The following is a 26068-nucleotide window of genomic DNA, read 5'->3' as shown; positions in this document are numbered from 1 at the left end:
TCCTGCCCATGGCCCAGCGTTCGATCGCCCGCTCCTACCTCGCAGCCCGCGATTGCCCCGCTGACTCCAGGGCCCGCGCCGCAGCCATCCCGCTTCTCACGGCGCCTTCGAGCGTCGCCGGATAAGGCCCATCCACATAGTCGCCGCAGGCCCACAGGCCTGGCGCCAGCGCCTGGCCCGGGCGCTGCAGCCCGGGCGTGCAGGCAAAGGTCGCGCGCTTGTCGATCACCGTGGTCAGTGGCTGCATGCCGTGCCAGCCGAGTTCGCGCGCGGCCTGGGCCAGCACCTGGGCCTGGGTGTCGGCGCGCGATGCAACGCTGGCACTGACCACAAAGGCCATCAGGCCCGCGGGCCCGCCGAGGTGGCCGCGGTCGAAGACAAACTGCGCGGGCGCGCCGGCCGCCGGGCGCAGCGCCATCAACGGCAGCGCGGCCGGCAGGCGCTGTTCGGGGAGGGCTGTGCGTGCGTAGACCGTGGCGATCGCGGTGTGCGTGAGTGCGGCGGCGCTACCTGACCATGCGCGCAGGCTGTCGGTCTGGCCGGCCAGGCGCGCGGCTTCGCTGCTGGGCGTGGCCAGCAGCACGGCGTCGAAACGTTCGCCATCGACGCGCCAGGCGTGGCCCTCGGCCTGCAGCGCTTCCACGCGCGCGCCCAGTCGCAGCGCATGGCCGCGTGCCTGCAGCCAGTCGGCCGCGGCCTGGGGAAACAACTGGCCCAGGTCGCAGGTGGGCAGCAGAAAGTGCGAGCCGCCGCGGCCGCTGAACAGCGCGTCGCGCAGCACGCGCAGAAAGACGGCACCGCTGGAAATCTCGGGCGGCGTATTGAGCGCCGAAACGCATAGCGGTGCGATGAATTCGTCCATCAACTTCTGCGGCAGCGATGCGCACAGATCGGCCACGCTGGCCGCGTCATCGCAGCGAAAGCCTTGCAGCCGCCAGCGCGCGGCGCGCGCGAGCAGCGCCTGTTTTTCGCGCCAGCTCCAGCCGTGCGCGCCGAGAATGCCGGCCAGCGCGTCGAATGGCGGCGCCCAGTCGGGAAACGCCAGGCCCGTGCCATCGGCGTAGCGCAGCGTCATCGGCAGGCGCGCCAGCGCCTGGTCCACCGGCACGCCTACGCCACGCATCAGCGCCAGGCAGTCGCTGTAGGCGCCGATCAGGATGTGCTGGCCATTGTCAAGCGTCAGCGGGCCTTCGGGTGTATCAAGAGTGAGTGCGCGCGCACGCCCGCCCCATTGGCGTGCCGATTCATAAATCGTGACCTGCCGACCCGCCAGGGCCAGGGTCAGCGCCGCGGCCATGCCGGCCCAGCCGCCACCGATGACGGCGACGCGCGCGTTCACATCCGCCTCACATTCGTCCCAAGGCCTGCATCTTCCACGCGAGCCAGAACTTGCGCAGCGGCGTGAGCTTGATGCGCTGGTGCAGCACCTGGAAGTTGTCGTGCTCGATCTCGCGCAGCAGCGTGCGGTAGATGCTGGCCATCATCAGGCCGGGCTTTTGCGCGCGCCGGTCGGCTTCGGGCAGCATCGCCAGCGCCTCGTCGTACAGCCGGTGCGCGCGCTCGGCCTGAAAGCGCATCAGCGCCGTGAAACGGTCGGAATACTGGCGCTTGAGAATCTCGTGGGCCTTGACGTCGAACTGCTGCAGCTCGCTCACGGGCAGATAGATGCGTCCGCGCAGCGCGTCTTCACCGACATCGCGAATGATGTTGGTGAGCTGCAGTGCCTGGCCCAGCTTGTGCGCGTAGGCGGTGGTGGCTTCGTCGGTCTGGCCGAAGATGCGCGCCGCGACTTCGCCGACCACGCCTGCGACCAGATGGCAGTAGCGCTGCAGGCCCGCATAGTCGAGGTAACGGGTCTGGTCCAGGTCCATCTGGCAGCCGTCGATCACGGCCAGCAGCTGCGCCTGCGTGATGCCGTATTCGGCGCTGCAGGGCATCAGCGCCTGCATCACGGGGTGCGAAGGCTCGCCCGCATAGGACTTGGCGACTTCGCCGCGCCACCAGGCGAGCTTGGTCGCGGCCACGCCGGGGTCGCTGACTTCGTCCACGACATCATCGATTTCCCGGCAGAACGCGTAGAACGCGGTGATGGCCGCGCGCCGCTGCTGGGGCAGGAAAAGAAAAGCGTAATAAAAGCTGCTGCCCGAAGCGGCAGCTTTTTCTTGGACGTACTGGGCCGGATTCATATTGGCGCTGATTCTCCCATGATCCCGGATGGGTCTTTGGCGTGGAGGCCCTTCGACGGGCTCAGGGCGATAGGAATGGAACCGTTGGTCCTGGGCCTGCGCTTGTCGTCGGATCGAAGGATGAACGGCCTGCGCTCAAGACGCGTCGTGCCGTCCTTGAGCCGCCGCCGCGCGCAGCTTGTCCTTCTTGCTCGGGCGCTTGCCCTTGACGCCTCCATTGCCGTCGGCCGCGCCCGCCACGGGCGCGGGCACTTCTTCAATGGGCTCGAAGCCCTCGACGATCTCGCGCGGCAGCGCCAGGTGCTGGCGCTTTTCGATCAGCTGCCAATGGGCTTCGCTGGCTGGCGTGACAAAGCTCACGGCCAGGCCGCTTTCGCCCGCGCGGCCCGTGCGGCCGATGCGGTGCACGTAGTCGACGGCCGAACGCGGCAGGTCGTAGTTCACCACGACCGGCAACTGCGCGATGTCGATGCCGCGCGCCGCGAGGTCGGTGGTCACGACCACCTGCCAGCGCTCGGCCTTGAATTCCTCGAGCACCTGCTGGCGCGCGCCCTGGCTCAGTTCGCCATGGAATGGCGTGGCGAATACGCCGTTCTTGTAGAGCTTTTCGGCAACGATGTTGGCCGTGTGCTTGGTGGCGACAAACACCAGCACGCGCGTCCAGGCCGGGTCCTGAAGCATTTGACGCAGCAGTTGCGTGCGCCGGCTGGTGTCGACGGCGATGGCGCGCTGCTCGATGATGGCCTGGCTTTCGCTGGCGTCGGTGGCGATGTCCACGCGCAGCGGGTCGCGCAGCAGGCTTTGTGCCAGCGCTTGCACCTCTTGCGGGAACGTGGCCGAGAAAAACAGCGTCTGGCGCTGTGCGGGCAGCAGGGCCAGCGTGCGCTGCAGTTCGTCGGCAAAGCCCAGGTCGAGCAGGCGGTCGGCTTCGTCGAGCACCAGCAACTGCACCTGCGACAGGCGCAGCGCGCGCTGGTCGACGAGGTCCAGCAGGCGCCCGGGCGTGGCCACGACGATGTCTGCACCGCCGCGCAGCGCCATCATCTGCGGGTTGATCGACACGCCGCCGAACACCACCGCGATCTTGGGCGGCTGGGACAGGTGCTGGCCCAGGCTGCGCAGCACTTCACCGACCTGGGCCGCGAGTTCGCGCGTGGGCACAACCACCAGCGTGTGCACGCTGCGCGCGCCGCCGGCGCGCTGGCCCAGCGTGAGGTTCTGGTGCTGCAGCAGCGCGGGCAGCGCGAAGGCCGCGGTCTTGCCCGATCCGGTGCGCGCGGACGCCCAGACATCGCGGCCTTGCACGATGGCGGGAATGGCCTGCGACTGGATGGGCGTGGGTTGGTCGAACCCCAGTTCACTGGCGGCGCGGGCGAGGGCCGGGGAAAGGCCGAGGGAAGAAAAAGGCATGTATGGGCAAAGAAAGTGGCGGACGCAAGAGCCGGGCGCGAAAGCCGGGCGGGCACAAGCGCAGGCCAGCGCCTGTAATGCCCGCATTGTGCGCCAGCGGCGCCAAAACGCCACGGGCCAGGGCATTCGCGGGGGCTGGGCGCTCCCGACCTACATCCGCAGGCAGCGGCCCAGCATGCGCAGCCAGTCGGCCTTGCCCAGCTTGGGGCGGGTGTGCAGGCTCGCGCCCTGCAGCGCGTCGACCTTGTCGAGAATGCGCAGCCCGCCTTGCACCACGAGGCGCAGCTCCCAGCCCGCGCGCCCGGGCAGACGGTGCACCAGCGGCAGGCCCTCAAGCATGCACTCACGCGCCCAGCGGGCATTGTCTGCAATCAGTTGGCGGTTGGCAGGCGTGCTCTTGCGCGTCGCCAGCTCGGCGCGGCTCACGCCATGCCGGGCGCAATCGGCGTCGCTGAGGTAGTGGCGCCCGCGCGGAATGTCCACGCTCAGGTCCTGCCAGAAATTGATCAGTTGCAGCGCGCTGCAGATCGCATCGCTTTGCGCCAGCGCGTTTTCATCGTGCACGCCGTAGAGGTGCAGCAGCAGGCGGCCCACGGGGTTGGCCGAGCGCCGGCAATAGTCGAGCAGCTCGGCGCGGTCGGCATAGGTTTCTCCGCCCGCCGTTTTGTGCACATCCTGGGAAAAGGCGCTGAGCAGGTCGGTGAGCAGCGGCACGGGCAGGTCGTGCTGCCGTATCGCCTGCTGCAGCGGCCCGAACACCGTGGCCCAGCGTGCGCCAGGCGCCTTGCCCGCAGCCACGGCCAGCAGCTCGTCGCGGTAGTCGGCGAGCGCTTCCAGGCGTTCGGCGGCGCTGGCGTCGCCTTCATCGGCGATGTCGTCGGCGGTGCGCGCAAAACCATAGATGGCCGCAATCGGCTGGCGCAAATGGGGCGGGCACAGCAGCGAAGCCACGGGAAAATTCTCGTAATGCGTGACGGGCGCGGCCAGCAGGGGCGCGGCGAGGGTTGGAACGGGGGCCTGCGCTGCAGCGTCGGGCGTCAGCGGGGCGCCGGGGGAGGGCGAGGATGGCGGGGGGGCAGGTTTCACGCCGTTATTGTCGCTTGACAAGCGCGCGCGGCTTTCGATAATTACTAACCGTTGAGTCATTAGTGCGACCAACACCCCCTTGAAACGTCGTTGCTTCGCCTTGCCGTGCTGTTGCACAGTCTGCGGCGCAGCGCCTGGTTTTCACCGCAGATCCAGCGATTTGCCGGGCGGTGTGGGCCGCGATCAGTGACCATTCCCACAGAAGAGAGAAGGCGCGCAGACCTTCGTCGTTTGTATTGTGTTGTGGGCCGTTGCCCCCTTGGCGACGATTCCCCGGTGGTGGCGCGCTGATGGCGCGGCGCCCGTTTTTTTGAGCACCGCATGCCTTCCTTGATCTCTGTCCGGCCCGGTTGGGCCCTTTCCACCGTGGTGCTCGCCTGTGCGCTTGCCGCCTGTTCACGGCCTGAACCCGCGCCCGAGCCCGTGCGTGCGGTCAAGCTGCTCGAAGTCGGCGTCGGCGTGTTCGACGCGCAGACCGAATATGCGGGCGACGTGCGCGCGCGCGTCGAATCGCGGCTGGGCTTTCGCGTGCCGGGCAAGCTGGTCTCGCGCCAGGTGGAGCTAGGTCAGCAGGTGAAAGCGGGCCAGTTGCTCGCGCAACTCGATGCGCAGGACTACCGGCTCGCAGCCGATGCGGGTCGCGCGCAGGTGAGCGCGGCCACGACGCAGCGCGATCTGGCGGCGGCCGATGTGCAGCGCTATCGCACGCTCAAGGCGCAGAACTTCATCAGCGGCGCCGAGCTCGAGCGCCGCGAGGCCACGCTCAAGTCGGCCCAGGCCAGCCTGGACCAGGCGCGCGCCCAGGCCGCGGGCCAGTCGCTGCAGACCGATTACACGCGCCTCGTGGCCGATGTGGCGGGCGTGGTCACGGGCATAGACGCCGAGCCCGGCCAAGTCGTCGCTGCTGGCACCCCCGTGGTACGCATCGCGCAGGACGGCGAGCGCGACGTGGTGTTCTCCGTGCCGGAAGACCGGGTCGCGCGCGTGCGCACCGGCCAGGCGGTGGCGGTGCGCCTGTGGGCCAGCGACCAGCGTTACAGCGGGCGCGTGCGCGAAGTCGCGGCCAGCGCCGATCCCGTGACGCGCACCTACCTCGTCAAGGTGGCGCTGGAGCGCGCGCCGGGCCAGGCCTTGCCGGCGCTGGGCGCCACGGTGCATGCGCGGCCCGAAGGCATGGGCGCGACCGGCCAGCCGGTGATCAAGCTGCCGACGACGGCGCTGCACCAGGAAAACGGCGGCTCGGCCGTATGGGTGTTCGACGCCGCGTCAAGCACCGTGCGCTCGCAGCCGGTGGTGGTGGCGACCGCCGATGGCAACGAGATCGTGATCTCCGAAGGGCTGACGCCGGGCATGCGCGTGGTCGCGACCGGCGGCCATGTGCTCGCGCCGGGCCAGAAGGTGACGGTGTACCAGGGCACTGCAGAAGCAGCGCGCGCCGCGGCCCCCGCCGCACAGCCCACCCCTGCCACCCGCTGAGTCCGCCATGAATCCACAGCAGCCCAAACCCGGCTTCAACCTCTCGCGCTGGGCGCTCGAGCATGTGGCGCTCACGCGCTATCTGCTGGTGTCCATCGTGCTGCTGGGCTTTGCCGCCTACTTCCAGCTCGGCCAGGATGAAGACCCGCCGTTCACCTTCCGCGCGATGGTGGTGCGCACCTACTGGCCCGGCGCCACGGCGCAGCAGGTTGCCGAGCAGGTCACCGACAAGCTCGAGCGCACCTTGCAGGAGGTGCCCTATGCCGACAAGATCCGCAGCTATTCCAAGCCCGGCGAGTCGCAGATCATCTTCCAGCTCAAGGACAACTCCAAGCCCGCGGACGTTTCCCAGCTCTGGTACACGGTGCGCAAGAAGATAGGCGACATCCGCTACACGCTGCCGCAGGGCGTGCAGGGGCCGTTCTTCAACGACGACTTCGGCGATGTCTATGGCGTGATCTATGCGCTGCAGGGCGAAGGCTTCAGCTACGCGGAACTCAAGAACGTGGCCGACGACGTGCGCCAGCAACTGCTGCGCGTGGGCGACGTGGCCAAGGTCGAGATGTTCGGCGTGCAGGACGAGAAGCTCTATATCGAGCTGTCGCAACTGCGCCTGTCGCAACTCGGGCTCGATATGAACCAGGTGCTGGGCCAGCTCGACCAGCAGAACGCGCTGCAAAGTGCGGGCGTGATCCAGGCCGGGGCCGAGCAGGTCCAGGTGCGCGTGGCCGGGCAGTTCAACGCGGTCGAGGACCTGCGCGCCATGCCGATACGCGGCGCTTCGGGCGCGCAGCTGCGCCTGGGCGACATCGCCGAGATCCGTCGCGGCTACGTGGACCCGCCGGCCGTGAAAGTGCGCCACCAGGGCCAGGATTCGATCGCGCTGGGCGTGGCCATGACCAAGGGCGGCGACATCATCCGCCTGGGCAAGGCCTTGCATGTGGCCAGCGAGCGCCTGGCCCACGAGCTGCCCGCGGGTATGCAACTGGTCAACGTGCAGGACCAGCCCAAGGCCGTGTCGAGTTCGGTCAACGAGTTCATCGCGGTGCTGATCGAGGCCGTGGCCGTGGTGCTGGCCGTGAGCTTCATCAGCCTGGGGCTGCACAAGCGCCCGGGCGAACAGCGCTGGTGGCGGCGCTGGTACATAGACCCGCGCCCGGGGCTGGTGGTGGGCATCACCATTCCGCTGGTGCTGGCCGCGACCTTCCTGGCCATGTGGTACTGGGGCATAGGCCTGCACAAGATCTCGCTGGGCTCGCTGATCATCGCGCTAGGCCTGCTGGTCGACGACGCCATCATTGCCGTCGAAATGATGGTGCGCAAGATGGAGGAGGGCTACGACAAGCTGCGCGCGGCCACGTTCGCCTACGAGATCACGGCCATGCCCATGCTCACCGGCACGCTGATCACGGCCGCGGGCTTTTTGCCCATCGGCCTGGCCAAGTCCATGACCGGCGAATACACCTTCGCGATTTTCGCGGTGACGGTGGTGGCGCTGGTGCTGAGCTGGCTGGCGTCGGTGTTCTTCGTGCCCTACCTGGGCATGCTGCTGCTCAAGCGCCCGCCGCATGCGCCGGATGCACCCGCGCAGGTGCCTGTGGCCGATGCGCCGCCCGACACCCTGGCGGCCGCGGCGCAGGAACCCATGGGGACGGCCCATGCCGGGGCGGCCCATGCCGCGAGCCAGCACGAAGTCTTCGACAGCCCGTTCTACAACCGCTTCCGGCGCACGGTCGACTGGTGCGTCGAGCACCGCTGGATCACCATAGGCGCCACGGTGCTGGTGTTCGCGCTGGGCCTGTTCGGCATGTCGCGCGTGCAGCAGCAGTTCTTCCCCGATTCGACCCGGCTGGAAATCATGGTCGACCTGTGGTTCCCCGAAGGGACCTCGTTCGCGGCCAATGAAGAGACCACGCAGGCCGTCGAGAAGCGCCTGCTCGCGCAGGACGGCGTAGAGACCGTGAGCACCTGGTTCGGCTCGGGCGTGCCGCGCTTCTACCTGCCGCTGGACCAGGTGTTTCCGCAGGCCAACGTCTCGCAGTTCATTGTCCTGGCCAGGACGCTCGAGGAGCGCGAGGCGCTGCGCCGGCGGCTGCCCGGCATGCTGGCGCAGGAGTATCCGCAGGCGCGCGGCCGCGTGACGCTGCTGTCCTCGGGCCCGCCCGTGCCGTATCCCGTGCAGTTTCGCGTGATGGGGCCGGACCCGGCGACGCTGCGCATGCGCGCCGACGAAGTCAAGCAGATACTGCGCGACAACGCCGACATGCGCGGCGTCAACGACAACTGGAACGAGTCGGTCAAGGCCTTGCGCCTCGAAGTCGACCAGGACAAGGCGCGCGCGCTGGGCGTGAGCAGCCAGTCCATCGCCCAGGCCGCGAACGTCATGCTCAGCGGCGCCACTGTCGGCCAGTACCGCGAAGGCGACAAGCTGATCGACATCGTGCTGCGCCCGCCGCTGGCCGAGCGCGACGCGATCACCGACATCGGCAACGCCTACCTGCCCACGGCCTCGGGAGCGTCGATTCCATTGACCCAGATCGCCAAGCCCGTGATGGCCTGGGAGCCGGGCGTGCTCTGGCGCGAAGGCCGCAGCTATGCAATCACCGTGCAGGGCGATGTGCGCGAAGGCCTGCAGGGTGCGACCGTGACCGAAGCACTGCTGCCTGCGCTGCGCGCAGTCGAGCAGCGCTGGCACGCCGAAGGCGCGAATGCCTATCGCATCGAAGTCGCGGGCGCAGTCGAGGAAAGCTCCAAGGGCGCTTCATCGATCGCCGCCGGCCTGCCGGTCATGCTGTTCCTCACTTTCACGCTGCTGATGCTGCAGCTGCACAGCTTCAGCCGTGCGCTGCTGGTGTTCCTCACCGGCCCCATGGGCATTGCCGGCGTCGCGGCCGCGCTGCTGCTGCTCAACCGGCCGTTCGGCTTTGTCGCGCTGCTGGGCGTGATCGCGCTGATGGGCATGATCCAGCGCAACTCGGTGATCCTGATCGACCAGATCGAAGTCGACCGCGCGCGCGGCATGCCGGCCTGGGACGCGATCATCGAAGCCACCGTGGGCCGCCTGCGTCCCATCGTGCTCACCGCCGCTGCCGCCGTGCTGGCCATGATCCCGCTGTCGCGCAGCGTGTTCTGGGGCCCTATGGCCGTGGCCATCATGGGAGGCCTGATCGTGGCCACGGTATTGACGTTGCTGGCCCTGCCGGCGATGTACGCGGCGTTCTTCCGTGTGCGCAGGCCCCAAGGGAGTGTGCAGACTCCCTAAACAACGTGTGCGACTGCACCTCCACGCTGGTTCGCTGCACAGCCGCTTGGGGGTGAAGCTGAGAGGGCAGGAAAATATAGCCCTGTCAGCGTTGGCTGTCATGGCTTGAGATACTTGTTTTTTATACAGTTTTGTATAAAAGCAGCATTCATGCACCATACCAAAACCCTCCAGTTGCGCATCAAAGACAAGCACGCAAAAGTGCTCTCTGCGATGGCGCGTGAGGCAAATACAGTGTGGAATTTTTGCAATGAGACAAGCCACCGGGCCATCCGGGAAAAATGCACATGGCTGTCTGCCTACGACTTGCAAAAATTGACAGCAGGCTACAGTAAGTGCGATGGAGTGCAAATTGGCTCGGCCACGGCGCAGTGTGTATGCGAGCAGTACGCTCTTCGGCGCAGGCAGTTCAAGAAGGCCAAGCTGCGCTGGCGGGTGAGCGACCCCAAGTCCAGCAAATACTCCCTGGGCTGGATTCCGTTCAAGGTGGGTTGTGTCAAGTACAAAGCAGGCCAAGTCTGCTTTGCGGGCCATAAATTCAGTCTGTGGGACAGCTATGGCCTGGCGGACTATGTGTTGCGGTCCGGCAGCTTCACGCAAGACACACGTGGGCGCTGGTACTTGAACGTTGCGGTGAAGGTGCTGATCAAAATCAGTACGGGCAAGGGCAGCGTGGGCATTGACCTGGGTCTCAAGGAAGCGGCTACAGCCTCTACGGGCGAGCGTATTGAAGGGCGCTTTTATCGCAAGCTGGAGTCCGAACTGGGCATTGCACAGCGGGCGCATAAAAAGCATCGGGTCAAGGCAATTCACGCAAAAATAGCCAACCAACGCAAGGACATGCTGCACAAATTCAGCACGCAGTTGGTTGCCAGCAACGCAGCGATCTTTGTAGGAGATGTAGCCAGCGCCAAACTGGTGAAAACCAAGATGGCAAAAAGCACGCTGGATGCGGGCTGGGCCATGTTCAAGACGATGTTGGAGTACAAGAGCCAGCAGGCCGGTGTCGTCTTTGAAGTCGTCAATGAAAGCTATTCAACCCAGACTTGCTCGTGCTGTTGGGGCATACCCGCCAGCAGTCCGAGAGGTAGAGCAGGTTTGCGAATAAGAGAATGGGTTTGCAGCGACTGTGGAACGGTCCATGACCGCGACATCAATGCGGCCCAGAACATTCTCGCGGCGGGACATCGTCGCCTCGCAGGAGGAATCACCGCCCCTTCCCGGCGGTGAGGATGTCAAGCACCAGGTTTAGGTCTGCGCCGATGGGGGCATCAATGATTGAGCCCTAGCCATCAGGCAAGCTGAATCTTTCCCTGAAGGACTTAGGCGTCAATCAGCGTATGTATAATTTCATGTTCCGCGCGAACGTGCGGGCATAGCTACAAGTGCGGAAGTGGTGGAATGGTAGACACGCTGGTCTTAGAAGCCAGTGCCGAGAGGCATGAGAGTTCGAGTCTCTTCTTCCGCACCAAAAAAGCGGGTGGTTTCTTCAACCACCATGGATTCTGTGAAAAAGGCTGCTTTCTCTTGGGAAGTGGCCTTTTGTGCTTGTACACCCAGCATGGGCGCGCATTCGGTCAAAGTGTGTGGCCCGGCTGCTGTGCTTACGTGCCCCAGCGCTCGCTGCCGTTCTTGCTGAAGTTGGGCACATTGAACCGCCCCGGGTGCAGTTCAAATTCCAGGTACGACAGGGTTCTGACCAAGCCGTCGGCCTTGTGGATCAACGGGTTGGGGTGGCGGGAGTCTTCATCAGAGTGCGCGTGAAACCTCGGCATTCATGCCGGGGAGGTAGAGCGCCGGATGCGAAGCATCCGATGCTTTTGGCCTTACCTGATCACGTTTTGTGTGATTGGCCGGGTTAAGAAAATAGCCATACCCGTCGTTCCTTTGAACGATACGGCAGTGTCTGTAGTGGATTCCCTGCACCACCGCTGAAACGCCAGCTTGGTGCAATTGGATGTTGAACCTGCCCGTTGCCCGAATCGCCACGCGGCCCGTGTGGACGCCGGCCTTGAGACCTTTGGGTACATCCGCGCGCACCATGTCGCCCGTGGCAAAGTCGTGGACGCGCTTGCTGCGCATGAGGTAACCCCTGGGGAAACCGAATTTATCCAGGCGCGTGCGTTGGTAGCTGCCGCGGCCCATCGCCTTCAAGGCCAGGGTCGGGCTATTCCAGTTTTCAATGGAGTGGACCTGGCCCACGCAGGCCGCGTCCAACGCATGGGTTTTGGGCACACCCAGCGCACTGCGGTTGAATTTGGTCCGCCCGCCCGAGGCCAGCTCCACGGGCAGGCCCGTAGCCTGCAAGGCGTTTGCCAGTGCCCAGCGCGTGGCGTTGACGGCTGCCGCATCGCGCAGCGGCTTTTGGGCCTGCGCAAGAATGGCGTTTAGTCGCTTGTGGTCTTGGGACAGAAAATCCTCGATGCTGCGTGCCGCTTTTTTCTGGTTGCAGCAGGCGCAGGCCAGGGTCAAGTTGGAAGCGCGGTTGCTGCCGCCATGGGCCTTGGCTCGGATGTGTTCGATCTGCAGGGGCAGATTCCTGGCGCCGCAGTAAGCGCATTGACGCCCCCATTTTTCCAGCAGATACTCGCGCAACTCGTAGCCGAACAGCGTGCCTTGCTGGTATTCGATGCCATCGATCTCAGGATTTTGCAACGCTTGCATGTCGAAGCGCACAAGCTCCGAGCTGATGGCACGCACGGGTGCCCAGCGCTGGATGCGCCGAACCCAGGTCATGGTAGTGTCCACGCGGTGCTGCAGCGATGGGGCGAGCCTGCCAGTCTTGTCGCCGCCCCGGTTCAGAAATCTTGGAGCGCGATAGCGCAGATTGCTGCGACGCCGACGGCGCATCTGACGGCGCGCCGTCATGGCCTCGGAAATCTGCCGGCCGCGGTGGACCAACTCCAACAGGTTCAGCACGGCTACGCCCAGCTGGACTTCGCCAGTCAAAGCGTCCACTGCCGCCACCTCGCGGACCAGCGCGAGCCCCGTAGTCTTGCTCCCCGGGTCGATTTTCAGACGCAGAGGCTGGAATTCGCAGTCGCCGGCCTGACGGTCGACCAGTCGGACGACCATAGGCAGGAGGCGATGCACGCGCGCCCGGCCGCGGTCCAGCAACAGCCGGGCCCGCTTTTCGGTGCACGGCATCAAAGCCTTGCCATGGATGTCCAACACAAAAACCGCCACATCGACTCCTGATCACAAGCGCTGCAATCTGTGCAGCCAGGCTGTCTTTCCAGCAGTCAGCCCTTACGGGCCTGGTGACGGGGCGCGTGATTTCTCACGAACCCGCTCCCCTCGGGAATGTCGACAACCGGCTCCAGCCCTTGCGGGCTGCGATCCAGACCTTCGGACCTTTACCTTTGTCCTGCATGATCCGGACCTTGCAGAGCAGCGAACTGAGGAAGCATTCGCTGGTGCGTCTGAACGACCTGTTATCGACGCAGCGGGTTGGGTACCGCTTTCCCTGGTCAATCTGGCTTGATTCCTTTCAGTTCCAAGCCCCGTCTTTTAGGGCGGGGTAATTGACATAGTGCCGTTCTTGAGTTTTTGCGTTCGATGATGCCGAAGTTGCATTGCCGTGCATATGAAATAATTTTGTATTTTTATTGCAAATGATGGTTTTGCGCATGCTGAAGCTAGTCCTTGCTACGTGATCGATGCGGCACACGACGTTGTGAATTGCGGCGCTACGCTGTGCGATGCGCGGCGTGGACTGCGCATTTGAATACCGCATGCAACTGCTGCAATGCGTTGTCCTTGCGCTCGGCGGACTCCGCGGCCGTGCAGTCCTTGGGCACCCATACCTTGTAGCCGAGCATGCGGGCATCGGTGGCAGTGAGCATTACGCACATGTCGGCGGCCAGGCCTACGATGGTGATTTTCTCGGCCGCCATCTTTCCCAGCAGATGCTGCAGCGGCGTCGAGTGGAATGCCGAATGCTGGGGCTTGAGGATGACCAGGTCGTCGGGGGCTGGAGACAGCAGCCGCGCCATCTCGCCGCGCTCGCCTGGCAGACTGCGGCAGGCCGCGAGAATGTCGCGGAACTCGCTGTGCCAGGTGCCGTAATTGTCGTTCGCATAGATGCAGCATATACCGCGCCGCGCGTAGCGGCCCTTGAGTCGGGAGATGGCCTGCGCTGCCAGCATGGCGCTGGGCAGGAGGGCCTGCGCCGTCGGGAAATCCAGCGGGTTGATCACATCGACCAGCAGCAGGACTTCGCGGCTGGGCGGCAGGGTCGTGCGCTTGAGCAGGCGCGAGCGTGCCATGGCGGGATCTCAGTGCATGCGGCCGCGCTGCTGCTGCGCGCGCGCGGCACCGATCGCGGTTTCCGCCTCTTTGGCGTATTCGGGGGTGGGCCTGTGCAGCGACAAACCCTTGCGCTGTACCGTGTCATATGCGGTCCCTGGCATGCAAGCCTCCTGCGTGATCAACATCCTGCGTCGATCATTGATCCAGGGGCGGGGCCGCGCTGTCAGTGCTTTCCGGTCCAGGCGTAGTCCTTTGACCGCAGCAATTTCGCAATGAAGGCGAGGGGCGATGGGCAAGCACCCGAACGTCTGGCGTCGCCACCGGATAGGGGGCAGCGCCGTGCCATTCCCCCCGCGCGCTTTTGTCGCTTACCATCGCCGCTACGAGTCTTATTTCGAGACATCATCGGGAGAATTTATGTCCAAAGAACAGCGCAACGAGAAGATGTCCAAGAAACCCAAAAAGGATACTTCAGCCCCGAAAACCGGCAGTCCTTCCGATCGCCCCATGCCGCCCGTCACTTCGGTGATTCCGCGCGGTAAAGACAAGAACAAATAACCCGCAAGGCGGCCCCGCCGGCAGGTGCCGGCGGGCTCGGTGCCACGCCCCGGGCGTGCAGCTTGCCGTTTTCATCGCGCTGGCCCCACGCCGTGCTGCGCGACAGGCTCCACATCACAAGCATGCCGCCGCGCATGGCTTTCGCATGGCGCACGCCTGCTGCGCGCAGAGCCGATCTGCTCTTTCTCTCATGCGCCCGCCCGCGGGAAGCGCTCGATTCACTTTCGTGCCTCATTCCCCGACGCTGGTATTCGAGAGGTTCTCCGTATTTTCCCTGCCAGCATTTAACGTGCATAGATATTGATTCAATCTGCCATTTGCTATAGCGCTTGTCTGGCAAGAAAGTAGGTGGTTGATGACATTATCTAAATGGAGTGGTTTATAGAATTTAACCGTGCAAATCATTCTTTGCACTTAACTTCCAAGGAGATGTAATGGCTGTCAATAACCCCCATGGTCATAATCAATATACCGACAAGAAGAAGACGGAAAATGCGGATGCCAACGGCAAACGCACCACCACCGCCAGCAGCGCGGGCGGATCGCGCGGTGGCAGCAGCGAGCAGCATGCAGAAGCCGGGCGCCAGAGTCACAAGAACGATGAAAAGTCTGGCCGCCAGGGCCAGAAAAGCGACGGCTAAGCGGCCTGAAATTCAACCGGATCATTATGTGAAGGTTGAATTTTTTCATTGTTGATGGTGAAATGAATTTTTGGAGATATTCAAATGTTTTCACGCAGCCATGAGGAAGGCTATTATCGGCGGGGGCCGCCGGGTGGGTGCAATGAATTCAACCGCGCAGGCCATTTTGGGTGCGATGAAGGAGATTATTCCTGTCCGCCGCGAATCTATGGCCGTGAAAACGCCGGCCCGGACGAGCGCTATCCACGGCGCGCGGACTATGGTTATCGCGATTCCGGGCGCCGGGCCCGTGGCGGCGATGTCTGCCGCAGCTACGCGGGCCGGGGCAGTTGCGGCGGCCCGCAAGGCGGCGAAGCCGGGCCTTATGTTGGCCCTGCACCCGCACGGCGCGGCGAGCGCTGCCGGAAGTGTGCCGATGAATTCAGTCAGTGGAGGTCGGGGCGTTCGCGTCCCGATGAGGAGAGCAGGGGCAAGGGCGAGGAGGTGGAAAATCCTGGCAAGGGCAAGTGAGCGACAGGGGATTTTCTTGAGATGCCTGGGCGATGGTGGTTGCCCAGGCATTTTTTGTCATTGCGGGCATGCCGCCCCTTACCTGCCGGGCCGTGGTGCGACGGCCGGGGAAATAAAAAAAGGACTTGGCAGAGCCAAGTCCTTTTGAATCAATGGTCGGCGAGAAAGGATTCGAACCTTCGACCCCTTGCACCCCATGCAAGTGCGCTACCAGGCTGCGCTACACGCCGACGAGAACGCTATTGTATGCCAAACAATGGGGCGCTTTTGGAAAACGTGTGCATTTTTCGAAAAATGGGCTTGCGCGGCGGTTGCGGCGTTGTTGCCGGCCCCCCTCCACGGGCCGCGGGGCAGGGGGCGGCGATGCGCGAATCCGGCGCGCCGCAGGCGCGGTTGCCGCAGGCCGCAGGGTTTCCCTTGGTCACCTCCCGTCTGGGAGGTTGAGCGGCTCGCTATAATTGCAGATTCGATTTTTAGTGCGCGACGCGCTTTCATCCTGTGTGGACTGGACGCCCGCTGCCTAAGCTATTGATTTTCTTGGTGTGCGGAAGTCCCCGCACACCATCCATGTGAGACTTTGCGGAACACGGTGCAGGCTGCACTGCAGCCGGCACGGTCCACATATCCCTGATTAGGAAGAACCATGGCCGTTACTGTTGAAACCCTCGAAAAGCTCGAGCGCAAGATCACGCTGAGCTTGCCTTTGTCCGCAATCCAGTCCGAAGTCGAAACGCGTCTCAAGCGTGTTGCCCGCACGGTCAAGATGGACGGCTTCCGTCCCGGCAAGGTCCCCATGAACGTGGTCGCACAGCGCTATGGCTACTCGCTCCAGTACGAAGTGCTGAACGACAAGGTCGGCGAAGCTTTTGCCCAGGCCGTGAGCGAAGCCAAGCTGCGCGTGGCCGGCCAGCCGCGCATCACTGAAAAAGAAGGCGCGCCCGAAGGCGAAGCGCAATTCGACGCCGTGTTCGAAGTGCTGCCCGAAGTCAAGATCGAAGATCTGACGACCGCTGAAGTCGACAAGCTGACGGCTGAAGTCGACGACGCCGCCATCGACAAGACCATCGACATCCTGCGCAAGCAGCGCCGCACGTTCGCCCAGCGCGCTCAAGACGAAGCCGCTGCCGATGGCGACCGCGTGACCGTGGACTTCGAAGGCAAGATCGACGGCGAAACCTTCGCTGGCGGCAAGGCCGAAGACTTCCAGTTCCTGGTCGGCGAAGGCCAGATGCTCAAGGAATTCGAAGACGCAGTGCGCGGCATGAAGACCGGCGAAAGCAAGACTTTCCCCCTGGCCTTTCCCGAGGACTACCATGGCAAGGACGTTGCCGGCAAGACCGCTGACTTCCTCGTGACCCTCAAGAAGGTCGAAGCCGCGAACCTGCCCGAAGTCAACGAAGCCCTGGCCAAGTCGCTGGGCATCGCCGACGGCACTGTCGACGGTCTGCGCGCCGACATCAAGAAGAACCTCGAGCGCGAAGTCAAGTTCCGCCTGCAGGCGCGCAACAAGCAAGCCGTGATGGATGCACTGGTCGCCAAGGCGGAACTCGATCTGCCCAACGCCAGCGTGCAAGCCGAAGTCGCACGCCTGCTCGAAGGCGCACGCGCCGAACTCAAGCAGCGCGGCATCAAGGACGCCGAAAAGGCCGAAATCCCTGAAGACGTGTTCCGTCCCCAAGCCGAGCGCCGCGTGCGCCTGGGCCTGGTGGTCGCCGAACTGGTGCGCGCCAACGAACTGCACGCCACGCCCGAGCAGCTCAAGGCCCACGTCGAAGAACTGGCCGCCAGCTACGAGAAGCCCGAAGAAGTCGTGCGCTGGTACTTTGGCGATCGCCAGCGTCTGGCCGAAGTCGAAGCCGTTGTGGTTGAAAACAACGTGACCGAGTTCGTGCTGGGCAAGGCCAAGATCAGCGACAAGTCGGTGTCGTTCGACGAGCTGATGGGTCAAGCGTAAGCCAAGCGCCCGGTTTCCCGCGAAAACCTGTCTTTTTGCGGGAAGACCCTGGTTTGGGGCTTGTGCTTTTGAGCACAGGCCCCATTTCTTTTCTGGGTACAGTAACCCCCATTCAATGGAGAAAACATGAGCGCACTGGAAACTCAAGGCCTGGGCATGGTTCCGATGGTGATCGAGCAATCGGGTCGTGGCGAACGGTCTTACGACATTTATTCACGCCTGCTCAAGGAGCGCGTGATCTTCCTGGTCGGCCCGGTCAATGACCAGACGGCCAACCTGGTTGTCGCCCAGTTGCTGTTTCTGGAGAGCGAAAACCCTGAGAAGGACATTTCGTTCTACATCAACTCTCCTGGCGGTTCGGTGAGCGCGGGCATGGCGATCTTCGACACCATGAATTTCATCAAGCCCGACGTCTCGACGCTGTGCACCGGCATGGCCGCGAGCATGGGCGCATTCCTTCTGTCGGCAGGGGCAAAGGGCAAGCGTTATGCTTTGCCCAACTCCAAGGTCATGATCCACCAGCCTCTGGGCGGCATGCAGGGCCAGGCCACGGAAATCGAGATTCACGCGCGTGAAATCCTCAAGACCCGTGAGCAGCTCAACCGTGTCCTGGCGGAGCAGACCGGCCAGCCGCTGGAAAAGATCCAGCGCGATACCGAACGCGACTACTTCCTGTCGGCGGACGAAGCCAAGGACTACGGCTTGATCGATCAAGTGATCAGCAAGCGCGCCTGAGCCTCGCCGGCCGCGCCTGGCCGGCCGCGCCCGTACCCTCCGGCTGGCGGCGTTTCCCCTGGAGGGAGGCGCCGTTTTTTATTTCAGTATCATCCTTTTCCACACTTTTGTAACAAGGCACCGCCCCCATGGCCGAGAAAAAAGGCACTTCCAGCGAAAAAAACCTCTACTGCACTTTCTGCGGCAAAAGCCAGCATGAAGTGAAGAAGCTGATCGCCGGTCCGTCGGTCTTTATCTGCGACGAGTGTATTGATCTGTGCAACGAAATCATCCGGGACGAGAAGCCCGCGGATGAGACGCGCGACGCGCGTGGCGATCTGCCCACGCCGGCCGAGATCAAGGCGAATCTGGACAGCTATGTGATCGGCCAGGAGGTCGCCAAGCGCACGCTGTCGGTGGCGGTCTACAACCACTACAAGCGCCTGCGCCACAAGGAAAAGGCCGGCAAGGACGATGTCGAACTGTCCAAGAGCAACATCTTGCTGATCGGCCCCACGGGCTCGGGCAAGACGCTGCTGGCGCAGACGCTCGCTCGCATGCTCGACGTTCCGTTCGTGATGGCCGATGCGACCACGCTGACCGAAGCCGGCTATGTGGGCGAAGACGTGGAGAACATCGTCCAGAAGCTGCTGCAAAGCTGCAACTATGAAGTCGAGCGCGCGCAGCGCGGCATTGTCTACATCGATGAAATCGACAAGATTTCGCGCAAGTCGGACAACCCCAGCATCACGCGCGACGTCTCCGGTGAAGGCGTGCAGCAGGCGCTGCTCAAGCTCATCGAAGGCACGATGGCCAGCATTCCGCCCCAGGGTGGGCGCAAGCATCCGAACCAGGACTTCCTGCAGGTCGACACGACCAACATCCTGTTCATCTGCGGCGGCGCGTTCGCGGGCCTCGAAAAGGTGATCGAGAACCGGACGGAAGCTTCGGGCATAGGCTTTGGCGCCGTCGTCAAGAGCAAGAAGCAGCGCTCGGTCTCGGACATGTTCCAGGAAATCGAGCCCGAAGATCTGATCAAGTTCGGCATCATCCCCGAGCTCGTGGGCCGCATGCCGGTTGTGACGGCGCTGGCCGAGCTCAGCGAGGACGCGCTGGTGCAGATCCTGACCGAGCCCAAGAACGCGCTGGTCAAGCAGTACAGCAAGCTGCTCGCGATGGAAGGCGTGGAGCTCGAGATCCGCCCCGCGGCGCTGCGCGCCATTGCCCGCAAGGCGCTGGCCCGCAAGACCGGTGCGCGCGGACTGCGCTCGCTGCTCGAGCTGTCGCTGATCGACACGATGTTTGAATTGCCCAATACCGACAACGTGGAAAAAGTGGTGCTCGATGAGTCCACCATAGAAGACGGCAAGGCGCCGCTGCTCGTGTACCGCGAAGCCGCCAAGAAAGCCTGATCTTCGCCATGCATGGCGTTGGCGCAACCTGGCTCCAGGGCCCGGTTGTGCCGGCCCCGCGTTCCATGCCATTCAAGTGGGCATGGTCATCGGGTTGAAATACGCCGCAAGCGGACCATATTCCGCAAAGTTACCAAGGAATTCCATGTCAGGACCCAAGCCTTTGCCTTCCTCCTCTCTCGATTTGCCGCTGCTGCCGTTGCGCGACGTGGTGGTGTTTCCGCACATGGTGATCCCGCTGTTCGTGGGCCGTGCCAAAAGCATCAAGGCGCTGGAACTGGCGATGGAAGGCGATCGCCGCATCATGCTGGTGGCGCAAAAGACCGCCTCCAAGGACGAGCCCGCCGTGTCGGACATGTTCGAGGTGGGTTGCGTCTGCACCATCCTGCAGATGCTCAAGCTGCCCGACGGCACCGTCAAGGTGCTGGTCGAAGGCCAGCAGCGCGCGCGTGTCGAGGCCATCGTCGACCATGAAACCCATTTCCTGTCGACCGTGCTGCCCGTCGAAGTCGACGACGCGGCCCACAAGCCCAGCGAGATCGAGGCCCTGCGCCGCGCGGTGACGCAGCAGTTCGACCAGTACGTCAAGCTCAACAAGAAGATCCCCGCGGAAATCCTGACTTCGATCTCGAGCATCGACGACGCCGGGCGCCTGGCCGACACGATCGCGGCCCACCTGCCGCTCAAGCTCGAAGCCAAGCAGGCCGTGCTCGACCTGGCCGATATCAAGGCCCGGCTCGAGAACCTGTTCGAGCAGCTGGACCGCGAAGTCGACATCCTCAACGTCGACAAGAAGATCCGTGGCCGCGTCAAGCGCCAGATGGAAAAGAGCCAGCGCGACTTCTATCTGAACGAGCAGGTCAAGGCCATCCAGAAGGAACTGGGCGAAGGCGAGGAGGGCGCTGACCTCGAGGAGATCGAAAAGCGCATTCGCCTGGCGAAGATGCCCGCGGAGGCGCGCAAGAAGGCCGAGGCCGAACTCAAGAAGCTCAAGCTGATGTCGCCCATGTCGGCCGAAGCCACCGTGGTGCGCAATTACATCGATGTGCTCACCGGTCTGCCCTGGAGCAAGAAGACCAAGATCAAGCACGACCTGGTGAACGCCGAAGAGGTGCTCAACGAGGACCATTACGGTCTCGACAAGGTCAAGGACCGGATCATGGAATACCTTGCCGTGCAGCAGCGCGTCGACAAGGTCAAGGCGCCCATCCTGTGCCTGGTCGGCCCACCGGGCGTGGGCAAGACCTCGCTGGGCCAGTCGATCGCCAAGGCCACGGGCCGCAAGTACGTGCGCATGGCGCTGGGCGGCATGCGTGACGAAGCCGAGATCCGCGGCCACCGCCGCACCTATATCGGCGCGATGCCGGGCAAGGTGCTGCAGAGCCTGGAGAAGGTCGGCACGCGCAACCCCCTGTTCCTGCTCGACGAAATCGACAAGCTGGGCATGGACTTCCGCGGCGATCCTTCGAGCGCGCTGCTCGAAGTGCTGGACCCCGAGCAGAACCATGCGTTTGGCGACCACTATGTGGAGCTCGACTTCGACCTGAGCGACGTGATGTTTGTTGCGACCTCGAACTCGATGAACATTCCGCCGGCGCTGCTCGACCGGATGGAAGTCATCCGCCTGTCGGGCTACACCGAGGACGAGAAGGTCAATATCGCGATGCGCTACCTGCTGCCCAAGCAATTGACCAACAACGGCCTCAAGGAAGGTGAGCTCGATGTGCAGGAGTCGGCGATCCGCGACGTGGTGCGCTACTACACGCGCGAAGCCGGCGTGCGTTCGCTCGAGCGCGAGCTGTCGAAGATCTGCCGCAAGGTGGTCAAGGCAGTGCAGCTGTCCAAGCTCACCGCGCCCGTGGTCGTCACAGACACCAACCTCTCGGAGTTCCTGGGCGTGCAGAAGTACACCTATGGCCGCGCCGAGCAGCAAAACCAGGTCGGCCAGGTGGTCGGACTCGCCTGGACCGAGGTGGGCGGCGATCTGCTGACCATCGAGGCCGCGACCATGCCGGGCAAGGGCGTGATCACGCGCACGGGGTCGCTGGGCGACGTGATGAAGGAATCGGTCGAAGCCGCGCGCACCGTGATCCGCAGCCGCGCGCGCATGCTGGGCATCAAGGACGAAGCCTTCGAGAAGCGCGACATCCACGTGCATGTGCCCGATGGCGCAACGCCCAAGGACGGCCCTAGCGCGGGCGCGGCAATGTGCACGGCCTTCGTGTCGGCGCTCACGGGCATCCCGGTGCGTGCCGATGTCGCGATGACCGGTGAAATCACCTTGCGCGGCGAAGTCACGGGCATTGGCGGTCTGAAGGAAAAGCTGCTGGCCGCGCTGCGCGGCGGCATCAAGACCGTGCTGATTCCCGAGGAAAACGTCAAGGACCTGCAGGAAATTCCCGAGAACGTCAAAAGCGGCCTCGAAATCGTGCCGGTGCGCTGGGTCGACCAGGTGCTCAAGTACGCGCTCGAGCGCATGCCCGAGGCCCTGACGGACGCGGAAGTCGCGGCCGTGGTGGCGAGCGACAAGTCGGCCGTGACGCCGGCCACGGTACAGCACTGAAATTTGAAAAAATTCGGTGCTCAACGATAGTGGGCAAAAAAGTACGCTACAATTCACTCCATCGCAGCAACGAAGCATTGTAGAATGTGAGGCTGCAGAGGAAATGCGGGAATAGCTCAGTTGGTAGAGCGATACCTTGCCAAGGTATAGGTCGACGGTTCGAACCCGTTTTCCCGCTCCAGGTTTTTTGCCAGTTGCTTCGGTGGCTGGTGCAAATCTCGAGAAATGAAAGTTTTTTGAGAGTTTGCGGGAATAGCTCAGTTGGTAGAGCGATACCTTGCCAAGGTATAGGTCGACGGTTCGAACCCGTTTTCCCGCTCCAGTTTTTCAGTCGGTCGCTTCGGTGGCTGGCGAAATTCCGGAGAAATGAAAGTTTCTCGGGAGTTCGCGGGAATAGCTCAGTTGGTAGAGCGATACCTTGCCAAGGTATAGGTCGACGGTTCGAACCCGTTTTCCCGCTCCAAATTAGAATGGGAAGCAAACGCTTCCCATTTTTCTAAGTGTGAGTTTTGGCGCGATAGCAAAGCGGTTATGCCCCGGATTGCAAATCCGGTTAGACCAGTTCGACTCTGGTTCGCGCCTCCAAAAAAACCTTGTAAATCAAGGACTTAAATGCACCGCACTGTCGGTGCATTTTTTTATCAGTAGAAATACAGCCGGTTTCAGTCGGTTTTTAGTGGGTTTAAGTAGCGGCTGCTACTTCAAACGGATCGGAAAGTCCGTGTTGCCGCATAAGATCAGGCTCTTCAAACCATCCTGATATTCATTATGGCAAGCATCCAGCAGCGCGGCAGCAGGTGGCAACTTCGCGTTGTCAATAAGCTCCTGCCAAGACCATTTTTCCAATCATTCGATTCTGAGTCGGCGGCCCGCAACTACGGCGAGCAGCTGGAGGGCTGGCTATCGGCTGGCATCGTGCCGCCTGGTTTGTTTGATGCCCCCGGCGCGGCGGCGTCGCCATTGGTGTCAGAGGTCATCCGAGCGTACACTTTGCGCGGCTCGCCCAGTCCATCCACGTCCACCGTGCTCGATGTTGTTTTGCGGGAGGTGGTTGGCCTGCGCCTATCTGAGCTGACGTTCCTTTGGGCCGAGGGCTATGTGAAGGCGCTGAAGGCGCGCGAGAAAAAGCCTACGCCGGGAACAATCCGCAAGCGCATTGGAGCACTGGCCCGGGCGCTTGACTGGTATCACATTGCGGAGGCGCATAAGCGCGAAGACGGTGTACCAATGCCGGTGAACGTGCTGCGCCTGCTGCCAGATGGCTACAGCCTCTATGCCGATAACGAGGTGAGGGATGCAAAGCGCGATGTCCGGTTTGGTCCTGGAGACGAAGAGAGGATTGCGGCGGCGCTGGCCGGCGTGAAACGCGAGGGCCGCGAGAGGCCCTGGGGCGACGATCCAGCATTCAGGTTGCTGTTTGAGCTGATCGTAGACACAGGTTTGCGTTTGCGTGAGGCGTACTGGCTTCGCGTTGGCCAGCTAGAAGGCGAGAAGGGCATCCTTCGCGTGGATGGCACCAAGGGGCACCGGGGAATCATCAAGCCGCGCGTGGTGCCGCTCAAGCGCGAGTTGCGCGCCAAGCTGATCGCCTGGTGCGAAGGAAAGCAGCCCGGAGAGCTGATTTTTCCATTTTGGGATGGCACGCCAGGCGATCTGCCGAAGTGCTCCAGCAGGATGTCCAACCGGTTCGCCACCTTGTTCGAATACGCGGAGGTTACCAAGTTCACGGAGCATGACCTGCGGCATGAAGCGTGCTGCCGCTGGGTGATGCTTCGCGATGCGAACAATCGTTGGATGTTCAACGACACGGAAATTTGCAAGATCATGGGATGGGAAGATCCCAAGATCCTGCTGCGTTACGCATCGCTGCGTGCTGAAGACCTTTCATTACGACTTCTGTAGGGCTGGTGGCAAGGGCGGCAATGCGGGCGGCTCGCGGCGTTGCCTACCCCGTGTTTCCTGCGCCCGGGCCGCAGGCATGGGCGGCGGGAGCTTTGGTACTGCGGCTGGCACGTCCACCGGCTGCATATTGCACAGGGCAAGCAGGTGCAGGCCTTCGCGCAAGGCAGATTCGGGAACCTGCCAGTGCTGGCCGATGCGGACGCCAGGCAGTTTGCCCGTTCGCCAGGCCGCCTCTACCGTGCTGGGCTGACAGCCCAGTAGTGGGGCAACGTCGTGGGCATTGAGCATGCGGAGGATTTCGCTCACTGTTCTAGTTCCTTTGTTGCAACTTTGCAGTTGCTTGTCTGAAAATTGAAAACCAGCCTCATCGGGTGGTGCGCTTTCCCTGGCTCAACCAGGCGAAGTGCGGGGGCATGCCCGCGTTGTTGTATGTGTCCCAGAGGGCTTGCCCTTGCGGGCAGCGTGTTTGCGAGCTGCGGACGATGCCCGCGGCGGTGCACTGGGCGCAATTGATGTGGTGGAGCTGGTAGGCCTTGTCGGCCTGTTCCCAGTTGCTGGCGCTGGTGCGGCGCCGCGGCGCGCCCGGGCCCCAATTCACGGCCGTGCCGCCGGCGAAGCGCGCGTTGCGCGTCTCGGCATAGCAGTGGTCGCAGCCGGGCCCGACCTTCTGGCAGCCTTCCCACGGATTAAACGTGTGGTCGGTCCACTCGATCTTGCTGTTTTCGGACATTTCGTCCTCCAAAAAAGAAGCCCCGCTCGATGGCGGGGCTGATGGTTGGTCTGTGGTGGCGGCTACTTGAGGCCGTGGGCGGGTTCGATGGCGCGGCGTGCAGGCAGCAGGACGTTGCCCACGTAGGTAATCCCCACGAATATTCCATTTGGGTCTGGCTGCCAAGTTACAGCGTCATCTTGCAGAAACTCGTCGCCAGCTTGGATGGTGTCGACGCCGCGCTGCAGCAGGCGATATGCCGGCGCAGCTCCAGCAGTAACGCTGCCAGCTCCAGTAGTAGGGGCCTGTGGTTCGGTAGTAGGCGCGGCTGGTGGCCGCGGGGCTGCTGCGCACATAGCCTCGAATACGATCACAGCCTGACCTGTCGAGGTGCAGTCCGCAGCACCCTTCAACGCCTGCCGTCCTGCAGCCTTCATCGTTCGCGTGCTTTCCATCGGCACGGCCTGCCACTCTGGCGGCACGCGGCCCATGGCCTGCACCTGGGCTGCGGTGTAGAGGTCTTGCCCGTCGATTGCTGGCAGGTCGGCATACGTCATGCCCTTGCGCCACTGGATATTCGCTCCGGCGCCTTGGCAGACTCGCGCCACCGGCTCCATTCCCGCAGGCAGGGCGCGGGCGGCTTGCAACTGGCGCGCCGCCCACTTCACGCGCCGCAGGATTTCCGGCTCACCCGGAACGTCGGGCCAGTCATCGCCAAAGCATGCGGCAACGGCTCCTACGGCGGCTAGGGTGGCGTGCGGCGCTTGGTGAATCTGAAAGGCAGCCAGCGCCGCGCGCTCCCACTTGGCTTGCTCGGTGGCAGGTTCTCGGCACCAGGATGCCTCTCCCCGCCCGGTTGCTGCCGTGTATATGGCGATGACTGTGGCCGCGTGCTGCGCCTCGACGTCGAAACGTTGGTCGTTTACTTGTTCCATCGTGCCCCTTCAATGCCGGCGCGCGCGGCTGCTGCTTCGTTCATGAATGCGCTGCACGGCTTGCTGAATTCGTCCTGTTGCGCGCCGCAGTTAACGCATTGGATGTTTTCCGGGAAGGACGCGCCGGCTTTAACTCGGTGCATCGCGCCGACGACTACCGTTGCCGGCTCAGCGCGGCTCTGTTGGTCTTGTGCTGTGGTCATGGCTGGGCTTTCTGCGACAGGTCGCGCTTGAAGTCGATCACCCACACCCAGGGGTTGGCGGCCCAGTCGCCTCCGGTGGATTCCCAGAGCTGGCGGAACCGCTCGCGGGCATAGCCCGGGATGGATGTGTTGGTGCGATCCACGCCTTCGGCCAGGGCGTCGGCATCCGTGATGTCCTGCAGGCGCTCCACGCGCACGCCGGTGATTTCCAGCCAGATGCGGGCCAGCGCCTTGGGCATGTGGATTGCCGGTTTCCATGGCCGCAGGTCTGCGTGGTCGCCGTCAGCGCGATAGAA

The 26068-nt window shown here is 63.4% G+C and carries 21 protein-coding genes, 6 tRNA genes and 1 pseudogene; 15 read left to right on the top strand and 13 right to left on the bottom strand.

From position 1 onward, the window contains the following. Window positions 1-34: 34 nt before the first annotated feature. The 4 genes from hpnE to hpnC all read right to left on the bottom strand — a co-directional run bounded on the left by hpnE (window position 35) and on the right by hpnC (window position 4682). Window positions 35-1339 (bottom strand): hydroxysqualene dehydroxylase HpnE, encoded by a 1305-nt coding sequence (gene hpnE / locus GVL12_RS19685; RefSeq protein ID WP_200843932.1) that lies wholly within the window; start codon window positions 1337-1339, stop codon window positions 35-37. Window positions 1340-1346: 7 nt separating this feature from the next. Continuing rightward, window positions 1347-2186 (bottom strand): presqualene diphosphate synthase HpnD, encoded by an 840-nt coding sequence (gene hpnD / locus GVL12_RS19680; protein WP_159917238.1) that lies wholly within the window; start codon window positions 2184-2186, stop codon window positions 1347-1349. 135 nt (window positions 2187-2321) lie between these two features. Continuing rightward, window positions 2322-3596, bottom strand: coding sequence for a DEAD/DEAH box helicase (locus tag GVL12_RS19675; RefSeq protein WP_159917237.1), 1275 nt, complete (start codon window positions 3594-3596; stop codon window positions 2322-2324). A 150-nt stretch (window positions 3597-3746) separates the two neighbouring features. Beyond that, window positions 3747-4682 (bottom strand): squalene synthase HpnC, encoded by a 936-nt coding sequence (hpnC, locus tag GVL12_RS19670; RefSeq protein WP_200843930.1) that lies wholly within the window; start codon window positions 4680-4682, stop codon window positions 3747-3749. 321 nt (window positions 4683-5003) lie between these two features. Here hpnC and GVL12_RS19665 point away from each other — a divergent pair, with 321 nt between their 5' ends. The 4 genes from GVL12_RS19665 to GVL12_RS19650 all read left to right on the top strand — a co-directional run bounded on the left by GVL12_RS19665 (window position 5004) and on the right by GVL12_RS19650 (window position 10891). Then, window positions 5004-6158 carry an efflux RND transporter periplasmic adaptor subunit gene (locus GVL12_RS19665; RefSeq protein WP_159917235.1) on the top strand — a complete coding sequence of 385 codons (1155 nt, stop codon included), beginning with the start codon at window positions 5004-5006 and terminating at the stop codon, window positions 6156-6158. A gap of 7 nt (window positions 6159-6165) precedes the next feature. Continuing rightward, a complete protein-coding gene (locus GVL12_RS19660) occupies window positions 6166-9420 on the top strand; it encodes an efflux RND transporter permease subunit (protein ID WP_159917234.1) in 3255 nt (1084 codons plus the stop codon). Window positions 9421-9570: 150 nt separating this feature from the next. Beyond that, on the top strand, window positions 9571-10650 hold the full coding sequence (locus GVL12_RS19655; RefSeq protein WP_159917233.1) for an RNA-guided endonuclease TnpB family protein: 1080 nt from the start codon (window positions 9571-9573) through the stop codon (window positions 10648-10650). A gap of 157 nt (window positions 10651-10807) precedes the next feature. Next, a tRNA-Leu gene (locus GVL12_RS19650) sits at window positions 10808-10891 on the top strand. A 278-nt stretch (window positions 10892-11169) separates the two neighbouring features. Here the strand turns inward: GVL12_RS19650 and iscB are convergent. The 3 genes from iscB to GVL12_RS26930 form a co-directional block, all read right to left on the bottom strand. Beyond that, on the bottom strand, window positions 11170-12594 hold the full coding sequence (gene iscB, locus GVL12_RS19645) for an RNA-guided endonuclease IscB (protein ID WP_306770609.1): 1425 nt from the start codon (window positions 12592-12594) through the stop codon (window positions 11170-11172). Window positions 12595-13109: 515 nt separating this feature from the next. After that, complete coding sequence (locus GVL12_RS19640) at window positions 13110-13688, bottom strand: cysteine hydrolase family protein (protein ID WP_159917231.1); 579 nt, start codon at window positions 13686-13688, stop codon at window positions 13110-13112. A gap of 9 nt (window positions 13689-13697) precedes the next feature. Next, on the bottom strand, window positions 13698-13832 hold the full coding sequence (locus GVL12_RS26930; protein WP_306770608.1) for a hypothetical protein: 135 nt from the start codon (window positions 13830-13832) through the stop codon (window positions 13698-13700). Window positions 13833-13959: 127 nt separating this feature from the next. On the opposite strand from GVL12_RS26930, the gene GVL12_RS19635 reads away from it, so the two are divergent. Continuing rightward, window positions 13960-14229 (top strand): hypothetical protein, encoded by a 270-nt coding sequence (locus GVL12_RS19635; RefSeq protein ID WP_159917230.1) that lies wholly within the window; start codon window positions 13960-13962, stop codon window positions 14227-14229. 434 nt (window positions 14230-14663) lie between these two features. Next, window positions 14664-14870: a hypothetical protein gene (locus GVL12_RS19630; RefSeq protein ID WP_159917229.1), complete on the top strand. Its 207-nt coding sequence runs from the start codon at window positions 14664-14666 to the stop codon at window positions 14868-14870. Window positions 14871-15533: 663 nt separating this feature from the next. Here GVL12_RS19630 and GVL12_RS19625 read toward each other — a convergent pair. Continuing rightward, window positions 15534-15610, bottom strand: a tRNA-Pro gene (locus tag GVL12_RS19625). Window positions 15611-16023: 413 nt separating this feature from the next. On the opposite strand from GVL12_RS19625, the gene tig reads away from it, so the two are divergent. From tig to GVL12_RS19580, 9 genes are all read left to right on the top strand, one after another. Then, window positions 16024-17334 (top strand): trigger factor, encoded by a 1311-nt coding sequence (gene tig / locus GVL12_RS19620; RefSeq protein ID WP_159917228.1) that lies wholly within the window; start codon window positions 16024-16026, stop codon window positions 17332-17334. Window positions 17335-17460: 126 nt separating this feature from the next. After that, window positions 17461-18069 carry an ATP-dependent Clp endopeptidase proteolytic subunit ClpP gene (clpP, locus tag GVL12_RS19615; protein WP_159917226.1) on the top strand — a complete coding sequence of 203 codons (609 nt, stop codon included), beginning with the start codon at window positions 17461-17463 and terminating at the stop codon, window positions 18067-18069. A gap of 128 nt (window positions 18070-18197) precedes the next feature. Beyond that, a complete protein-coding gene (gene clpX / locus GVL12_RS19610) occupies window positions 18198-19460 on the top strand; it encodes an ATP-dependent Clp protease ATP-binding subunit ClpX (RefSeq protein WP_159917224.1) in 1263 nt (420 codons plus the stop codon). A 163-nt stretch (window positions 19461-19623) separates the two neighbouring features. Continuing rightward, window positions 19624-22023, top strand: a complete 2400-nt coding sequence (gene lon, locus GVL12_RS19605) for an endopeptidase La (protein ID WP_235033919.1) — start codon at window positions 19624-19626, stop codon at window positions 22021-22023. 105 nt (window positions 22024-22128) lie between these two features. Continuing rightward, window positions 22129-22204 (top strand) — tRNA-Gly (locus GVL12_RS19600). A 65-nt stretch (window positions 22205-22269) separates the two neighbouring features. Further along, window positions 22270-22345: transfer RNA gene (locus GVL12_RS19595), tRNA-Gly, on the top strand. 65 nt (window positions 22346-22410) lie between these two features. Further along, window positions 22411-22486, top strand: a tRNA-Gly gene (locus tag GVL12_RS19590). 48 nt (window positions 22487-22534) lie between these two features. Further along, a tRNA-Cys gene (locus tag GVL12_RS19585) sits at window positions 22535-22608 on the top strand. Window positions 22609-22791: 183 nt separating this feature from the next. Further along, window positions 22792-23925 carry a site-specific integrase gene (locus tag GVL12_RS19580; protein WP_159917220.1) on the top strand — a complete coding sequence of 378 codons (1134 nt, stop codon included), beginning with the start codon at window positions 22792-22794 and terminating at the stop codon, window positions 23923-23925. Here GVL12_RS19580 and GVL12_RS27055 read toward each other — a convergent pair. The 5 genes and pseudogenes from GVL12_RS27055 to GVL12_RS19560 form a co-directional block, all read right to left on the bottom strand. Then, entirely contained in the window at window positions 23911-24213 is a 303-nt protein-coding gene (locus GVL12_RS27055; RefSeq protein WP_368855048.1) for a helix-turn-helix domain-containing protein, read from the bottom strand. The genes GVL12_RS19580 and GVL12_RS27055 overlap by 15 nt on opposite strands. Before the next feature lie 76 nt (window positions 24214-24289). Continuing rightward, a complete protein-coding gene (locus GVL12_RS26355) occupies window positions 24290-24655 on the bottom strand; it encodes a DUF5131 family protein (protein ID WP_200843928.1) in 366 nt (121 codons plus the stop codon). A 62-nt stretch (window positions 24656-24717) separates the two neighbouring features. After that, window positions 24718-25569: a hypothetical protein gene (locus GVL12_RS26350; protein ID WP_200843927.1), complete on the bottom strand. Its 852-nt coding sequence runs from the start codon at window positions 25567-25569 to the stop codon at window positions 24718-24720. Continuing rightward, a complete protein-coding gene (locus GVL12_RS19565; RefSeq protein WP_159917218.1) occupies window positions 25557-25772 on the bottom strand; it encodes a hypothetical protein in 216 nt (71 codons plus the stop codon). Before GVL12_RS19565 ends, GVL12_RS26350 begins: the two co-directional genes overlap by 13 nt. Further along, a pseudogene (locus GVL12_RS19560) lies at window positions 25769-26068 on the bottom strand (morphogenetic protein); the annotation flags it as partial. The pseudogene GVL12_RS19560 and the gene GVL12_RS19565, both read right to left, overlap by 4 nt.

The organism is Pantoea sp. 18069, from assembly GCF_902706035.1.
Taxonomy (GTDB): domain Bacteria; phylum Pseudomonadota; class Gammaproteobacteria; order Burkholderiales; family Burkholderiaceae_C; genus Comamonas.
This window is presented reverse-complemented; position numbering and strand designations above follow the sequence as displayed.

Excerpts from the sequence above, each read along its gene's own strand:
- hpnD (WP_159917238.1), bottom strand. The coding sequence starts at position 2,186 with ATGAATCCGGCCCAGTACGTCCAAGAAAAAGCTGCCGCTTCGGGCAGC.
- GVL12_RS19675 (WP_159917237.1), bottom strand. The coding sequence starts at position 3,596 with ATGCCTTTTTCTTCCCTCGGCCTTTCCCCGGCCCTCGCCCGCGCCGCC.
- GVL12_RS19665 (WP_159917235.1), top strand. The coding sequence starts at position 5,004 with ATGCCTTCCTTGATCTCTGTCCGGCCCGGTTGGGCCCTTTCCACCGTG.
- GVL12_RS19660 (WP_159917234.1), top strand. The coding sequence starts at position 6,166 with ATGAATCCACAGCAGCCCAAACCCGGCTTCAACCTCTCGCGCTGGGCG.
- GVL12_RS19655 (WP_159917233.1), top strand. The coding sequence starts at position 9,571 with ATGCACCATACCAAAACCCTCCAGTTGCGCATCAAAGACAAGCACGCA.
- GVL12_RS19640 (WP_159917231.1), bottom strand. The coding sequence starts at position 13,688 with ATGGCACGCTCGCGCCTGCTCAAGCGCACGACCCTGCCGCCCAGCCGC.
- GVL12_RS26930 (WP_306770608.1), bottom strand. The coding sequence starts at position 13,832 with ATGCCAGGGACCGCATATGACACGGTACAGCGCAAGGGTTTGTCGCTG.
- GVL12_RS19635 (WP_159917230.1), top strand. The coding sequence starts at position 13,960 with ATGGGCAAGCACCCGAACGTCTGGCGTCGCCACCGGATAGGGGGCAGC.
- GVL12_RS19630 (WP_159917229.1), top strand. The coding sequence starts at position 14,664 with ATGGCTGTCAATAACCCCCATGGTCATAATCAATATACCGACAAGAAG.
- tig (WP_159917228.1), top strand. The coding sequence starts at position 16,024 with ATGGCCGTTACTGTTGAAACCCTCGAAAAGCTCGAGCGCAAGATCACG.
- clpP (WP_159917226.1), top strand. The coding sequence starts at position 17,461 with ATGAGCGCACTGGAAACTCAAGGCCTGGGCATGGTTCCGATGGTGATC.
- clpX (WP_159917224.1), top strand. The coding sequence starts at position 18,198 with ATGGCCGAGAAAAAAGGCACTTCCAGCGAAAAAAACCTCTACTGCACT.
- GVL12_RS19580 (WP_159917220.1), top strand. The coding sequence starts at position 22,792 with ATGGCAAGCATCCAGCAGCGCGGCAGCAGGTGGCAACTTCGCGTTGTC.
- GVL12_RS27055 (WP_368855048.1), bottom strand. The coding sequence starts at position 24,213 with ATGCTCAATGCCCACGACGTTGCCCCACTACTGGGCTGTCAGCCCAGC.
- GVL12_RS26355 (WP_200843928.1), bottom strand. The coding sequence starts at position 24,655 with ATGTCCGAAAACAGCAAGATCGAGTGGACCGACCACACGTTTAATCCG.
- GVL12_RS26350 (WP_200843927.1), bottom strand. The coding sequence starts at position 25,569 with ATGGAACAAGTAAACGACCAACGTTTCGACGTCGAGGCGCAGCACGCG.
- GVL12_RS19565 (WP_159917218.1), bottom strand. The coding sequence starts at position 25,772 with ATGACCACAGCACAAGACCAACAGAGCCGCGCTGAGCCGGCAACGGTA.